Genomic DNA, 14,114 nt, shown 5'->3' with positions numbered 1-14,114 from the left:
GCACGAAAAAACCTCCGCAATTATGCAGAGGTTTTCAAATGTGAATCCGGGTCTCAGTAATGAGATAATTTTAGATTAAGGCTTTAACTTTATAAAATCTTCTGTATTAAGTTTCTGGCTATAATCTACCGATGGTTGAGCAAACCCATTTAATTGTAGAAATTCTTCTTTAAACCCTTGGTAATCCCCTAAGGTTTGGAAGTTATTTTCGTCCATCTTTTCTAGCAGTTCAGTTACGTGCGCTTGGGTTTCTGGGTCTAATTCCCAATCATCCATACGGATCAATCGCTCACCATCAAGTGGTACTTTGGATTGACCATAAAGTTTACTGCCAAACAGACGCTGCATTTGTTGGATACAACCTTCGTGGGTCTCTTTCTCTTTCATCACCTTATACAAAGCAAGTAAGTAAGGGCTTAATCCAGGGATGAAAACGCTCGCTTTAGTGACTAGGGCTTTACATACCGCCGCGTAAGCGTTGCCATCAAAGTTAGCTAACTCTAGATTAAGAGCGTGGCTGGTTTGGTGAAGGTCGATCTTAGCGCGTCCTAAAGTACCGTCTAAGTAGATAGGGTGCGTCACTTCAGGGCCAACATAGGAGAAGGCGATCGTCTTACAACCCGGAGCAATAGACTCAGCGTTGATCAGTTCGTCTATCCAGTTTTCCCAATCTTCACCACCCATCACTTTGAGTGTACTTTCAGCTTCTTCTTCTGTTGCAGCGTCGAGCGTGTTGGTCACCCAGTCGTCGTGCTCAAGGGAAATCGTCGCGCCAGTAACGCTTTCGCCAATCGGTTTAATAGCTGAGCGCCAAAATTCATCGGAGTCTGGTTTTGGTCTCACACCTGCGGCTAAGCTGTAAATGATGAGATCGACTTCACCTTCGAAGTAGGTTTCAATGGCTTCGACAACTTGTGAGCGTGTTTCTTGCGAAAATGCGTCGCCAACGATGTTGATAGCAGTGCGTTGCTCTCGTTCGGCTTCTTTTTTGAAGTAGATGTTGTTGTACCAACCAGCACTACCTAGGGATTTTTCGTTTGGACCGCGCTCGAATGAGACGCCGATAGTGTCAGCTTTTGCGCCGCCAAAGGTAAGGGCAATACGAGCGGCAAGGCCAAAGCCTGAGGAAGCGCCGATAATCAGTACTCGTTTAGGGCCATCTTTGATTTGCGGCGCACTCTTAACAAACTTGATTTGTTGCTTTACGGCTTCTTGACAGCCAACAGGGTGAGCGCTTTTGGCTACCACACCCTTGATAACAGGTTCGATCAGCATAAATAACCTTACAGTTAACGGTGATATGCACTCAGGCTAACGTAAAGCTGTGTAAAATTTATTGAGCTAGACCATTAAAACTTAAAGATACTGATATAATTCTTCGGCGACGAATTCAGCAATCCAAGGTTGAGCTTCTGGATTTGGATGCAGTCCATCGTTCATCATCCACTCAGGTTTGAGGATGATATGCTCTAGGAAAAACGGCAAAAGTGGCACGTTTTGTTGATCAGCAAGCGCTGCAAAAACGTATTCAAACTGCTGGTTGTAACGCTTTCCGTAATTTGGTGGGATTTTAATCTGCATCATTATAGGTTTGGCGCCCGCAGCTTTTATCTGCTCAATGATCTGCTCAAGATTTGCAGACATCAGCTTAGGTGGGAAACCACGAAGTCCATCATTCGCACCAAGTTCGATAAGAACGGTGTCTGGAGCATGTTCTTCAAGCAATTGTGGTAGGCGGGCTAAACCATTGCCCGTTGTATCACCAGAAATACTCCCGTTAACCACGGTTACCGTTTTGTCATGCTTTGCTAACGCGTCTGGTAACAGGCTTGGCCAACTCTGTTTGATGTCCATGTTGTAACCAGCACTCAGGCTATCACCAAGGACCAGTAACTTAGAATCTAAGCGGGTGTCTTGAGCCAAAGAAGCGGTTGAAAATAAAATAAAGAATAAAAAGGAAATTAGTCGAGTCATGCATACATCCATCATTAAAGCAGAAGCTGTTTCGAAGACAGTGTCTACTAATCAAGAACATTTAACAATCCTAGAGCACGTCGATATCGATATTCGTGAAGGCGAAACTGTCGCGATTGTCGGCACGTCTGGCGCGGGTAAATCGACCTTAATGACGCTGCTTGCTGGTCTTGATGTACCAACGAAAGGCGAAATCAGTTTATTAGGACAGCCACTTTCACAGCTTGATGACGAGGCAAGAGCGAAGATCCGCAGTGAATCGGTAGGGTTTGTATTTCAAAGCTTCTTGTTAATTCCAAGTCTTTCAGCGCTACAAAATGTCACGTTACCTTGTTTGTTAAAGGGAGAAGACGAAGACATCGAACGCGCGACTGCTCTGCTTGAATCAGTAGGCTTGAAAGACAGGCTTGATCACTTACCGTCGCAGCTATCTGGTGGTGAACAACAAAGGGTCGCGTTGGCGCGCGCATTTATGATTAAGCCAAAAATTCTTTTTGCCGATGAACCCTCAGGCAACCTAGACCAACAAACGGCAGCCAAAATTGTTGAGTTGTTGTTTGAATTGAACTCATCCCACGGCACAACTTTAGTTTTGGTGACACACGATCCTAAGCTTGCACAACGTTGCCAAAGAACACTCAAGATGCATGTCGGTCAGATAGAGGAAGTCTAAATTGAATTCATCAAACGGACTGAATAAACGCCTGTTTTCATGGAGTATCGAAGAGATTCGACACGGCCAGTTGTGGCCAGTTTCAATCGCTTTAACGCTTATTATTGCTTGTGTATTTGCATTGTCGGCGTTGGCCGAACGTATGGAGCAGGTAATTGTTAAACAGGGCAAAGATGCGCTTACTGCTGATAGCGTGTTTATCTCAGCAAACCCAATTCCGCAATCCTTGTTAGACCTCACTCAAGTTGAACAATTAGAAAGATCTCAGTTGACTCGTTTTTCAACCATGGCATTCAGTGATAACTCAATGCAGTTAGTGACGGTAAAAGCAGTTGAAAGTAATTACCCATTACGCGGTGAAATGATCTTAGAGGGCGCTGATAAAGCATCAAGTAACCATGTTGAGCCGGGTGAACTTTGGCTAGACGAGCGTATATTTGCACAGTTAGAGGTTGAAATTGGTGACAATGTCACTATTGGTGATGCCGATTTAGCGATAACTGGACGAATCACTCAAGAACCAGGCTTAAGCTTTAACCCATTCCAACAAATGCCAGCTGTGCTGATTCATACAAGTGATATCGATGCCACGGGAGCGATTCAACCGGGCAGTCGCGTTAGCTTTAGATTGTTTTTAAATGGTGATGAATCGAAACTCAAAGCCGCACAAGACAGTATCGAACTGACACCAAGTGACCGCTGGCGTACACAAGACTCAGCCAGTCGTACCAACGACATGTTCGAAAGCACCACTCAATACTTATCACTAACGGTAGCTATCGTAGTGATCATGGCTGCGACCACTTTGGTACTCACTTGCCAACATTATGTTGCGAGTCGTCGTAAAACCATCGCGATGCTTAAGAGTTTAGGTGCAAGCAAGCAGTGGATCGTTAAATGGTTGTCTGTACAGGTAACTTTATTAGTGGTTATCGGTGCAGTACTGGGAATAACTATCGGTATCGGCTTAGAGTTTTTGCTTCGTATACCTCTGGGTGACTTATTACCAACGCCACTTCCTAGCTATGGTATTGAACCTGCAATCTTGGCGATTTTATCAAGCATCTTAATTGGTGTTCCTGCTCTTGGTATCCCGTTAATTGGCTTGGTCAATACCTCGGCAATCAGCGTTATCCAATCAAGTCACCAGTCCAATGAAAGCTACAAGAAATATTTGTTGTTACTGGTACCGATTATTCCAATGATGCTGATGTATGGCGACAATCTATTGGTATGGATAGTTCTAGCGGGTATCGCTTGCCTGTTCTTAGTACTTGCGGTCGTTAGTACGCTTGTTCTGCGTTTGGTTGGCAAGTTACCGACATCTACGTCTATGCGTTTAGCATTGAGCAGAATTAATCGCACACCTTTAGCAACGGGGATTCAATTTGGCTCTTTAGCGCTTTCACTGATGTTGCTGTCTATCATCTGGTTGGTAAGAAGTGATTTACTGTCAGATTGGCAGCAAACCTTACCCGAGAACGCACCAAATGCGTTTGCACTTAACATTGCAAGCTATGAAAAAGACAGTTATCTCGAGACGATTGATGCAAACGAAGTAGAGCGTACTCAAGCGTTTCCAATTATCCGAGGACGACTGACGACGATAAACGGTGTCGAAGCATCGGAATACAGTGATACCTCTGGAGAAACAGACGCACTAAGCCGTGAGATCAACTTCACTTGGGGAGATAGCTTACCTAAGTACAATGAAGTATTAGAAGGCAGCTGGACACAAGAGCATGGCGTATCTGTGGAATCGGATGTCGCGGAGCAACTGGATCTAAAGATTGGCGATGAGCTGTCATTCACAATCAACAGCCAGAATGTTTCTGCCAAGGTGAATAGCATCCGCAAAGTCGAGTGGCGAGAAATGAAGCCGAACTTCTACTTCATTTTTACTCCAGATGTCTTGAGTTCAATCCCTTCTACTTGGCTAGTGAGCTTCAGATTAGAAGAACAACACAATCAGATGCTCAACGAACTCTCTCGAAATCATCCAACCGTGAGTTTGATGGATATTCGTAAGATGGGTAGCAAGATCCAAGAGTTGCTTAAGCAGATTGTTTGGTCGATTACCGTACTTGCGGCGTTAGGTGTGGTGGCGGGGCTGTTGCTTATCTTCACTCTATTGCGATTGAGCTTATCTCAAAGACAACAAGAGATACGCTTGTATCGAACATTAGGCGCGAGTAAGAAGCGAATTCTCAATACTATTTGGTGTGAGTACGGTTTAATGGCGTTAGTCGCAGGCTCAATTGCAGCCCTTGGTTCTGAGCTCAGCGTGGCAGGAGTGATGAACTTTGGTTTTGAGTTACAACCTTCACTTCACCCGATGTTGTGGATAGCGCTACCGGTGCTAACGTTCATCACATTAGCCGCGGTAGTGAATAGCTTAATCAAACGTTTGTTGGCACCAGTAAACAAGGATTTTGGCTAGTCGTTAGCGAGATCTAGCCAAGCGCTTAAAACGGTCTAAAAGTGAGATTATTTATACTTAGTCATGCACTATTTATAATACGTCGCTTTAGACCGTTTTTTATTTAACCAACCGGTAGCATAAGTAAAAAATATCGCACCTTAGATTCCACTGTTTTTAGCATTTTTTAAAACTAATTACCCAATAATGCCGATTTAATGAACAGCGGTTAGTCCCTGTAAACAAAGGGTTTGCGCAACTTAGCAAGAACGTTATCAACAGTTATCCACAAAAACGGTGGATAACTTTAGGGATAAGTTAACCGCTATGTTTTAAGAGTACTGAGGCAGCCTTTATGTGGCGTCACTTAGGACAAATTTGACTGTTAGAATAACCTTTAAAACCCTATCTGGAGTTATTGAGTCAAGAGATTATTTATGTTTTTTACATAGATATTAAATCCCGCCTATCTAAGACCTTGATAAAAATGTGTTTTAATTCATCGCAGAACAAAAGTAGAATAGAGGCAGTTAATCTTATTCTACAGAACACGATGAACCACAACAAAACGGATACAAATCAACCTTCTATTGCCATTGTTGGTGGTGGTATTGCCGGAACAACGAGCGCGATTCACTTTAGTGAGTTGGGTTTTAAGGTCACTATCTTAGAAAAAGGGCCGAGTTTGGTTAATGGTCCACCAATTTGCCACCTGCACGCTGGCGGCAATTTGTATCGAGATATTTCTGTAGAGCAGTGTCTTCAATTGCTCACACAGTCAATTGATACCGTCCGCTTATTCCCTCATACGATCAATATTCGTCCGACAATCATCGCCGTTCCGCACAGTGATGGTGGAGAGCCGTTGGATCTGCTTCCTCGTCTCAAGATAATCAAAAGCGCTTATGCCGATCTTGTTAAACAAGATAAAAGCAACCAAGTGCTCGGTGATCCGGAAGAGTATTATAAGCTGTACAGCAAAGAAGATTTATTAGCACTTTCTGCGAAAACACAGCCTCTGAAACCAACATCGCTTGATGATTGGTGTATTCCTTTCGCCAAGCATACGGATTTAGAGACCCTAAAGTATCCTGTTGCGATGGTCCAAGAGTATGGCTGGAGCGTATTCCGACTTTCTGCGACCGCTCAACTCTCTTTGGGGCAACAAGCTAACTGTACTGTGTTAACCAACAGCCGATTACAATCTGTTGAGTCGACAGGTCAAGGTTGGTCTTTGACTTATACCGATGCCGAAAACCAAAGCTGCCAACTAACGACCGATTACTTGATTAATGCGAGTGGGTTTGAAACGGGTATCGTAGATGACTTTGTTGGCTCTAAGCAGCAAAGACTTGTTGAGTTTAAAGCTGCATACGTTACAGAGTGGCCATATTCGCAAGAATGTAAGGAAGAGTGGCCAGAAGTTATCTTCCATGGCCCGAGAGGCACACCGCAAGGCATGGCGCAATTAACGCCGTATGCTGATGGTGTGTTCCAACTTCACGGCATGACAGAAGGGATTACTCTGTTTGAGGGTGGGCTTGTTTCATCGTCAACAGACTCGTCACAGCCACAGTTGCCTTCGAAGCTGCTTAAGAAAATCGTATCGGGTTGGAGTGAAGATCAGCTTGAATTAAGAACTCGCGCGGCAATAACGCATATGTCTCAGTTCATCCCAAGTTTCAGTTCTGCATTGGTCGGTGGTAAACCTTTGTTTGGTGCACAACAGATTCCGGGAACCGATCCAAGCTTAAGAGCTTCAGACGTTTCATTCTGTGGGGATCGCTATGCTCGACTTGAAGTAGTAAAAGCTTCTTCAACATTAGAAGCGGCACAAAAGGTCGCTGAGCAATGGTTTGATGTATCAGAGGCGGCATCTATTGAAGACACACACTCAGTGACAATGTCACTTAATCTAAATGATATTGAAAACAGAGCGATAGATTTGACACAAGAACGTGGATACCCAGAAGCGCTTGCCAAGGTGTCAGGTCAAGATCACGCTTAATAGCCTATAATTAGTCTATCATCATCGACTGCGTTTAATTTCTTCAATTCGGCTTACTGTAATAGGTAAGCCGAATCTTCATTTCAACATCTGCTTAGATACCGAACCTCATCTAAATGACATCTTCCTAGTTGATTATTCTCAGCTACATAGCATTTAGCACATAACACATCGCAAAAACTAATAGCCGAAAAACTGAGCCCATTGGCACCAAACATCTTGTAAGCCCAAGCGATCGCCCTTGCTGAACGATATCGCATGTCCAGGTTTTGCTTGCGCCAAGCGTGGTAAATCGATTCTGGCGACACATCCTATCTTCGGATAACCACCTATGGTCTGTCTATCATTAAGCAGCACGATAGGCTGTCCATCTTGTGGAATTTGAATCGCACCTAAGGCAATGCCTTCTGACAATAGCGAAATGTCAGGCGAGTCGACGGGTTCGCCACTGAGTCGATAACCCATCCGATTTGAGTTTTGGTCAACGTGATACTGCGCGTTATACAAAATCTCTCTTGCTGACTCGGAGAATAGCTCGCTTTGATAGCCTTCAATCACTCGTAGGTTCACGGGTAGATTGTAATCAGGCGTGTATCGGAAGGTAACACTTACCGCTTTAAATGAATGTGATAGTTGGTGCTGGGTAAAAGCGATTTGTTGCCCTTGCTGGCATGGCTCGCCATCTTGCGTTAATCCACCAATCTTTTCACGAGTGACTGTAGAGCAGCTATCAAGAGTTGATGGAACATCGAAACCGCCCTTAATGGCTAAATACGCCCTTAGACCATTTTTAGGCAAACCAAATGAGAGAACTTGCCCTTTAAAAGCTTGAAAAGTGCGCCAGTTAGCCTGTGGTTTACCATCGAGCTTCGCTTGTAAATCACCCCCGCATAGCGCCATCTCACAATCAAAATCGATTCGTAACGCGCATTGCCCAAGCGTGATTTCCAACGCCGCTTGGTTGACTGGGTTGCCCAATAGATGATTGGCCCAGCTATAAGAGTAATCATCAACCGGTCCACCTTGCGTTAATCCAAGATGAGCAACACCAAATCGCCCAAAGTCTTGAATCAAACTCAACGGACCGGGCTTAATCACTGTCAGTGTTGGTTTAGCTTTTGTCTTAGCCATTTACGATGCCTCCACCCAACTCTACAAACTCTTGTTTTGAAATCGCGTTGAAACGGACTGTGTCACCAACATTAAGCAGAGACAGCGGTCTTTGCGTTATATCGGCGTTCTTCAATTGGCTATGATCGAACAACGGAAGCGGGCAATTGCCAATAATATTCCAGCCGCCCGGTGAATCCGAAGGGTACACAGCTGTTTTAGTATCCGCGATGGCGATACTGCCTTTGGGCACATTTAAGCGGGGTGTGGAGTGCCGGGGTAAGGCAAGCTCATTAACCACATCCGACATAAAGGCAAAGCCAGGCGTAAACCCAATAGCACTGACGCTGTATGTCTGTGAGGTGTGATATTGAATAATCTCGTCCAGAGACAGACCTTTGTCTTGATATCGGTCTAAATCGAGCGCCGTTTCTGGTGAGTAATAGGCAGGAAGCTCAATCGTATCGCGAGTTTTACTAATACTAGAAAAGGTCGATAGAGCGTGATTCAACAAATTATTGAGTTGTTCAATGAGCTGCTGTTCTGATATTCGATAAGGTAGGTAATCGACCAATATAGTTTGGTAAGCCGGCGTCACATTCATCAACACCGATGCTAAGTTTTGGCGAATGGCATCGGAAAAGTGAGCTATGTATTGCGCATATTCGGCGCTAGATTGATTATTTGAAGGCGATAGCGTCAAGGTCACCAAAACGCTGCATTCCGCGATTGGCGCTATATTGTATTCAATCTGATTCGTCGTCATTTCGTTTCCATACGTTTGTTTGCTTACTTGGCGTGTCTCACTTCCGTGTCCAAGCCAATACCAATCAATTAGATCTCACGAGCGATTAGACCATGCGTCATACCAATCACACGCTTCATACTAATTAAAAGCGTTGAGGTCTTGTCTGATTTTTCTAATTAATGCGATGGATTGAGGGTTATCACCATGAACACAGATAGTATCAGCTTCAATAGGCAGTCTTTCGCCCTCTAAAGTCGTAACCGAGCCATAGTTAATGATTTGCATAACTTGGTTATAGATATCGTCTTGATTGACGTAAACCGAGCCTTTTTGAGTACGTGGCGCTAATTGTCCGTTATTTAAATAAGCACGGTCGGCAAACGCTTCAAACAAGAGAGGCAAGTCATGGTCGTCAGCAATATCCAAATACTGTTGATTGTCTGATGAAGAGAGAATCATCAACGGGATGTTAAACTCAGCGACGGCTTGGGCTACCGCATTGAACACATCAATGTTTGCCATCATATCGTTATAAAGAGCGCCATGAGGTTTCACATAGCCAACAGTGGTATGGTGATAGCGGCAAAGGGCTTGTAATGCACCGACTTGATAACAAACCAGCTCACTGATTTCGTCCATGGTGTGTGGAATAGAACGGCGACCAAAACCAACGAGATCTTGATAACCGGGATGAGCACCAATTTGGGTGTGATAGTGCTGCGCCAGTTTTATCGTCTTGGACATAACGTGCGGATCAGACGCGTGGAAGCCACAAGCGATGTTTGCCATATCGACCCATTCCATGACCGACTCGTCATCGCCCATCTTCCAATTGCCGAAACTTTCTCCCATGTCGCAATTAAGCAAAATCTTCGTTGTCACGTGGTGCTAATCCTTTACGTTGAGGTAAGTAATGACGGTCTTATAAATACCATAAATAAACAGTGACCTAACTCAAACTTTCGACACCGTAGATTTACCAGTATGGCATTTCATATATAGTTGAACTATTGATTAAAGGATTAATATCTATCTGTATATTAGGTGAGCACATGATATCCCGCCAGGTTTGCTTAGGACTAGCATTAACGATACCTGTTTTTGTCTCTGCTCAAGAAAACTCTCTAGACCAGCTCATGTCGATGAGCCTTGAAGAGTTGTCTATGTTAGATGTCGAAATGGAAACGGCTTCGAAAGTGACACAAAAACTTACCGAGATTTGTGTCAACCAAGAGTCCGTATATGTGAGGATCTCTCATGAATTCTAAGTGGCTCAAGTACCGTATTAAGCTCGGTTTTACGAAACTCAGCCTTGCCACTATAGCTATGTTTATTGTGCCTTTGAATACATCGGCGGCTAGTTTCAAGCCTTATGAAGTGAAAGCGGTGTACCTTTTTAGAATTGCCAACTTTATTCGTTGGAACGACGAGAGCACCATGAATACGGTTAACTTCTGTGTGATTGGCGATGAGAAGGTAAGCAAAGCACTGACGTCGATTACACAAGGGAAATCTATTCGTTCTCTCGCTATTCAAGTACATCAATTGGTGACTCCTAAGTGTGATATCACTTATCTATCTGATCTCGATAATGATGAATTTAGCCGTAAAGCCCACTCACCACATACTGTGACGATTAGCGATATCCCAAACTTTACGGACATGGGAGGAGTCATTGAGCTAACGCACATCGATAATAAGCTAAAGCCTAAGATCAACTTAGTGAATGCAAGACGCGGTGAATACGTCATTGGCTCAAACCTGTTACGAATCGCTATAGTGGAGGGCCAATAATGTTGTCTTTCATTAATAATTTATCTATTAAAAACAAGCTGATATTACCGATTGTCATCTTCATCGCAGTCACTTTTGTAACGATCCAATCGGTAAATTACACTGTCACGTTTGAGAGAGAGAAAGAGAGTCTTATTCAGCGTGTTAAAGTGCTAGCACAAGGTGTTGCTTATAACTTGCAAGCCGCGATTTTATTTGAAGACAAGTCATCGGCTCAGGAAATATTGTCAGCTTTCGTCGCAGATAAAGATATTGTTAGAGTGAAGCTCTATGACATCAACGAACAGCTTTTTGCCAGCTATCAGGTGAGCAACACTCTGGTTCCAAGGCCAAACGCAGAAGAATTAGACGATATCGCCGATCATCAATTTGCCATCTCTGAGCATTTCATCTTCTTGCTCGTTCCAGTGACACTGGATGGCGCAGTGATCGCGAACTTGAGAGTAACAATATCGAAAGAGACGTTTAATTCGATCTTAACGAATATTTTCAAGGTTGCGGTCGTCTACCTGTTGTTTCTGGTGATGTTAGGCGGAGTAGTGGTCAAATTGGTGCAACGCTTGATTATCGAACCGATGTTTGACCTCAATGAGGCGATGCAAGCCTTTGTTGAGCGTCGTTCGAAGCAGCCTAAATTAGTCGTAACGAACCGCGATGAAATCGGCGATCTGGTTCGAGCTTTCAATACCATGTTAGAAAGGCTTCAACATCGCGATAACCAAATCAATTTTACGTTAGACAAGTTACAAGAAGAAAAATCATTCGCAAATGAGGTCATTGAAACCGTTCAGCACTCTTTGTTGGTGGTGGATGAAAAAGGGCTCATTCTTCATGCGAACGCAGCTACTCGGGATATTTTTAAATGCTCGGAAGCCTTTCTTGAGAATTTGTTGATCCAAGAGTTGATCGCGACCAAGCAAACGGGTTACTTACAAGATGTTATTGATGCCAATATTGAACTTAATGACGAATTGCTGGAAACCACCGATCTCTTTCAATCAAAACGCTGGCTCCGTGTGAGCAGTCGTTCTTTGACAAAACATGGTCGTATTCTTTATGCAATCCAAGATGTCACCGACATAGAAACGGCCATGAGTCGCCAACGTATTGCTGCGGGTGTTTTCGAAAACAGTAAAGACGGCTTGATCGTGCTCAACTCATCCAATGTGATAACCATGGTTAACCCGGCGATCACACAACTTCTCGGTTATCACTCTGATCTGCTGGTGGCCAAAACACCATTTGAAGTATTTTCGTGGCAGCAATTTTCATCATTGATGCCGACAATTCGCAGTTCGTTAGACAACTATGGTCAATGGCAAGGCGAAGTGTGGGAGAAAAGCGCGTCCGGCACGTTAGTTCCAATGTTTGTCAAAGTGAATCGAATTGCCTCAGACAACGAGAAAGACGAGTTTGATATGGTATTAACGCTGTCTGATTTATCCAACGTTAAAGAGATGGAAAGACTCGAACACTTGGCTCATCACGATGCATTAACCGGGTTAGCGAATAGAGCGCAGCTGTATAAGGTTATGGATGATGTTGTCACGTCGAGCCACTATTCAAATCAGCATTTTGCGGTTATTTACTTGGATTTGGATGGCTTCAAAGAAGTGAATGACAACTATGGTCACGATGCGGGTGACGAAATCCTTAAAGAAGTGTCAAACCGGTTATTATCTCAGGTAAGAGCGGGGGATTTGGTTGCACGTTTGTCGGGTGATGAATTTGTTCTTATTATTAAACAGACAAACAAAGTCTTATTAGCGAAGTTAGCCGAGCGATTGTTGGATCTGATCGGGCAAGAAGTGAATTATAAACAGCGTTCACTTCATGTTGGGGCGAGCTTAGGTATCAATTTAGTTGATGGCTCAGAGCGTGATATTGACGTGATTCTAAAGGTTGCTGATGAGGCTATGTACCAAGCGAAACGCAAAGGAAAAGGTCAGTTTGTGTTCGCTCGTGAGGGTAAATAGGCACCGGTGTTTGTGAGCTCACCCTAAGTTGTTGTATCATAAGTGATAGGTTGAATATTTTTAATTAAAAGGTCTGCTAAGCATGAATGTTTTAGTTACAGGTGGCATGGGTTACATTGGTAGCCATACAAGTATCCAGATGATCAACGCAGGTATGACACCTGTACTTTTTGATAGCTTGTACAACAGCAAACCAAGCGTTCTAGAGCGCATCGAAAAAGTCTCGGGCGTTCGTCCCAACTTCATTGAAGGTGACGTTCGTGATAAAGCGCTTTTGACTGAAACTATGAAGCAACACAACATCGAAGCGGTTATCCATTTTGCTGGTCTGAAAGCCGTCGGAGAGTCTGTGGAAAAGCCTCTTGAATACTACGACAACAACGTAAACGGCACTTTAGTTCTTGTTGATGCAATGCGTGATGCGGGTGTAAAAACCTTGGTATTTAGCTCTTCAGCAACGGTATACGGTGATCCTGCAAGTGTGCCAATTACTGAAGACTTCCCAACAAGCGCTACCAACCCATATGGTCGTAGTAAACTAATGGTTGAAGAGTGTTTAACCGATTTCCAAAAAGCCAATCCTGATTGGAGCATTACACTGCTGCGTTACTTTAACCCTGTAGGTTCACATCCAAGTGGTGAGCTAGGTGAAGACCCGCAAGGTATCCCAAATAACCTAATGCCATTTGTCTCTCAAGTAGCAGTGGGCCGCCGTGAATTCCTATCTGTATTTGGTAGCGATTATCCAACAAAAGACGGGACTGGCGTTCGCGATTACATCCACGTAATGGATCTGTCTGATGGCCACATCGCAGCGCTTGAGAAAGTAGGGTGCAAAGACGGTCTTCATATCTACAACCTTGGTACGGGTAACGGTTCAAGTGTGTTAGACATGGTTAAAGCATTCGAACAAGCAAGCGGTAAAGAGATCCCTTACAAGCTAGTTGAACGCCGTCCTGGTGACATCGCAGAATGTTGGGCAGACCCAGCCAAAGCTCAGAAAGAACTGGGCTGGAATGCAAGACGTACACTGACTGAAATGACTGAAGATACATGGCGCTGGCAGTCAACCAATCCTGATGGTTTCCCTGGTTGATCTAGTTGTTTCATGAATAGTTAACTTACAAAAAGATGCTTTAGGGCATCTTTTTTGATCTAAATCGAATAAAAAGTAAATTAGTGGTTAAAAAGTATCATTCTGTATCTGTTGTGTTATTATCCACGCGAATTATATGTTTAATGTTAATTTTCTTTGGAGTTAATCATGGAACTAGGCCTAATCATCACTTTCATCATTGCTGCAGCAGTAATGGTTAAGAAAGAAATGGCAGAGAAGTAATTTCACTTTATCCCTTTTTGATACAATTTTTAGTGAAATAATAAAAGCCAGCATTTGAACTGACCCCCAATAG

The 14,114-nt window shown here is 43.7% G+C and carries 12 protein-coding genes; 7 read left to right on the top strand and 5 right to left on the bottom strand.

Annotation, left to right across the window (positions count from 1 at the left end; all coding sequences use genetic code 11):
• Nucleotides 1–75: 75 nt before the first annotated feature.
• Together fabV and AB4507_RS21000 are read right to left on the bottom strand one after the other, a co-directional pair.
• Nucleotides 76–1,275 (bottom strand): enoyl-ACP reductase FabV, encoded by a 1,200-nt coding sequence (gene fabV / locus AB4507_RS21005; RefSeq protein WP_372183268.1) that lies wholly within the window; start codon nt 1,273–1,275, stop codon nt 76–78.
• An 81-nt stretch (nt 1,276–1,356) separates the two neighbouring features.
• On the bottom strand, nt 1,357–1,974 hold the full coding sequence (locus AB4507_RS21000; protein WP_372183266.1) for an arylesterase: 618 nt from the start codon (nt 1,972–1,974) through the stop codon (nt 1,357–1,359).
• On the opposite strand from AB4507_RS21000, the gene AB4507_RS20995 reads away from it, so the two are divergent.
• The 3 genes from AB4507_RS20995 to AB4507_RS20985 all read left to right on the top strand — a co-directional run bounded on the left by AB4507_RS20995 (nt 1,973) and on the right by AB4507_RS20985 (nt 7,074).
• Nucleotides 1,973–2,647: an ABC transporter ATP-binding protein gene (locus AB4507_RS20995; RefSeq protein ID WP_372183265.1), complete on the top strand. Its 675-nt coding sequence runs from the start codon at nt 1,973–1,975 to the stop codon at nt 2,645–2,647. The two genes, AB4507_RS21000 and AB4507_RS20995, sit on opposite strands and share 2 nt — an antisense overlap.
• Nucleotide 2,648: 1 nt before the next feature.
• Nucleotides 2,649–5,087 carry an ABC transporter permease gene (locus tag AB4507_RS20990; protein ID WP_372183263.1) on the top strand — a complete coding sequence of 813 codons (2,439 nt, stop codon included), beginning with the start codon at nt 2,649–2,651 and terminating at the stop codon, nt 5,085–5,087.
• Between the two features lie 532 nt (nt 5,088–5,619).
• On the top strand, nt 5,620–7,074 hold the full coding sequence (locus tag AB4507_RS20985) for an FAD-dependent oxidoreductase (protein WP_017060081.1): 1,455 nt from the start codon (nt 5,620–5,622) through the stop codon (nt 7,072–7,074).
• A 180-nt stretch (nt 7,075–7,254) separates the two neighbouring features.
• Here AB4507_RS20985 and AB4507_RS20980 read toward each other — a convergent pair whose 3' ends face one another.
• From AB4507_RS20980 to AB4507_RS20970, 3 genes are all read right to left on the bottom strand, one after another.
• Nucleotides 7,255–8,205 (bottom strand): biotin-dependent carboxyltransferase family protein, encoded by a 951-nt coding sequence (locus AB4507_RS20980; RefSeq protein WP_372183261.1) that lies wholly within the window; start codon nt 8,203–8,205, stop codon nt 7,255–7,257.
• Nucleotides 8,198–8,950: an allophanate hydrolase subunit 1 gene (locus AB4507_RS20975; RefSeq protein ID WP_372183259.1), complete on the bottom strand. Its 753-nt coding sequence runs from the start codon at nt 8,948–8,950 to the stop codon at nt 8,198–8,200. The genes AB4507_RS20980 and AB4507_RS20975 overlap by 8 nt, the downstream gene beginning before the upstream one ends.
• A gap of 120 nt (nt 8,951–9,070) precedes the next feature.
• Nucleotides 9,071–9,814, bottom strand: coding sequence for a 5-oxoprolinase subunit PxpA (locus AB4507_RS20970; protein ID WP_017060084.1), 744 nt, complete (start codon nt 9,812–9,814; stop codon nt 9,071–9,073).
• Nucleotides 9,815–9,984: 170 nt separating this feature from the next.
• On the opposite strand from AB4507_RS20970, the gene AB4507_RS20965 reads away from it, so the two are divergent.
• From AB4507_RS20965 to galE, 4 genes are all read left to right on the top strand, one after another.
• The gene (locus AB4507_RS20965; protein WP_102394477.1) at nt 9,985–10,200 is read left to right on the top strand and encodes a hypothetical protein; all 216 of its coding nucleotides are present in this window, start codon (nt 9,985–9,987) and stop codon (nt 10,198–10,200) included.
• Nucleotides 10,190–10,726, top strand: coding sequence for a YfiR family protein (locus AB4507_RS20960; RefSeq protein ID WP_102394476.1), 537 nt, complete (start codon nt 10,190–10,192; stop codon nt 10,724–10,726). The genes AB4507_RS20965 and AB4507_RS20960 overlap by 11 nt, the downstream gene beginning before the upstream one ends.
• Nucleotides 10,726–12,702 (top strand): diguanylate cyclase domain-containing protein, encoded by a 1,977-nt coding sequence (locus tag AB4507_RS20955; protein ID WP_372183257.1) that lies wholly within the window; start codon nt 10,726–10,728, stop codon nt 12,700–12,702. Before AB4507_RS20960 ends, AB4507_RS20955 begins: the two co-directional genes overlap by 1 nt.
• A gap of 82 nt (nt 12,703–12,784) precedes the next feature.
• Nucleotides 12,785–13,798, top strand: coding sequence for a UDP-glucose 4-epimerase GalE (gene galE, locus AB4507_RS20950; RefSeq protein WP_372135960.1), 1,014 nt, complete (start codon nt 12,785–12,787; stop codon nt 13,796–13,798).
• Nucleotides 13,799–14,114: the final 316 nt, after the last annotated feature.

It is taken from the genome of Vibrio sp. 10N.222.54.A3 (assembly GCF_041474095.1).
GTDB lineage: Bacteria > Pseudomonadota > Gammaproteobacteria > Enterobacterales > Vibrionaceae > Vibrio > Vibrio crassostreae_C.
This window is presented reverse-complemented; position numbering and strand designations above follow the sequence as displayed.

Bases quoted from the DNA above. Each gene is read 5' to 3' on its own strand.
- AB4507_RS20955 (WP_372183257.1), top strand. From the start codon at position 10,726: ATGTTGTCTTTCATTAATAATTTATCTATTAAAAACAAGCTGATATTA.
- AB4507_RS20980 (WP_372183261.1), bottom strand. From the start codon at position 8,205: ATGGCTAAGACAAAAGCTAAACCAACACTGACAGTGATTAAGCCCGGT.
- fabV (WP_372183268.1), bottom strand. From the start codon at position 1,275: ATGCTGATCGAACCTGTTATCAAGGGTGTGGTAGCCAAAAGCGCTCAC.
- AB4507_RS20965 (WP_102394477.1), top strand. From the start codon at position 9,985: ATGATATCCCGCCAGGTTTGCTTAGGACTAGCATTAACGATACCTGTT.
- AB4507_RS20995 (WP_372183265.1), top strand. From the start codon at position 1,973: ATGCATACATCCATCATTAAAGCAGAAGCTGTTTCGAAGACAGTGTCT.
- galE (WP_372135960.1), top strand. From the start codon at position 12,785: ATGAATGTTTTAGTTACAGGTGGCATGGGTTACATTGGTAGCCATACA.
- AB4507_RS20985 (WP_017060081.1), top strand. From the start codon at position 5,620: ATGAACCACAACAAAACGGATACAAATCAACCTTCTATTGCCATTGTT.
- AB4507_RS20975 (WP_372183259.1), bottom strand. From the start codon at position 8,950: ATGACGACGAATCAGATTGAATACAATATAGCGCCAATCGCGGAATGC.
- AB4507_RS21000 (WP_372183266.1), bottom strand. From the start codon at position 1,974: ATGACTCGACTAATTTCCTTTTTATTCTTTATTTTATTTTCAACCGCT.
- AB4507_RS20960 (WP_102394476.1), top strand. From the start codon at position 10,190: ATGAATTCTAAGTGGCTCAAGTACCGTATTAAGCTCGGTTTTACGAAA.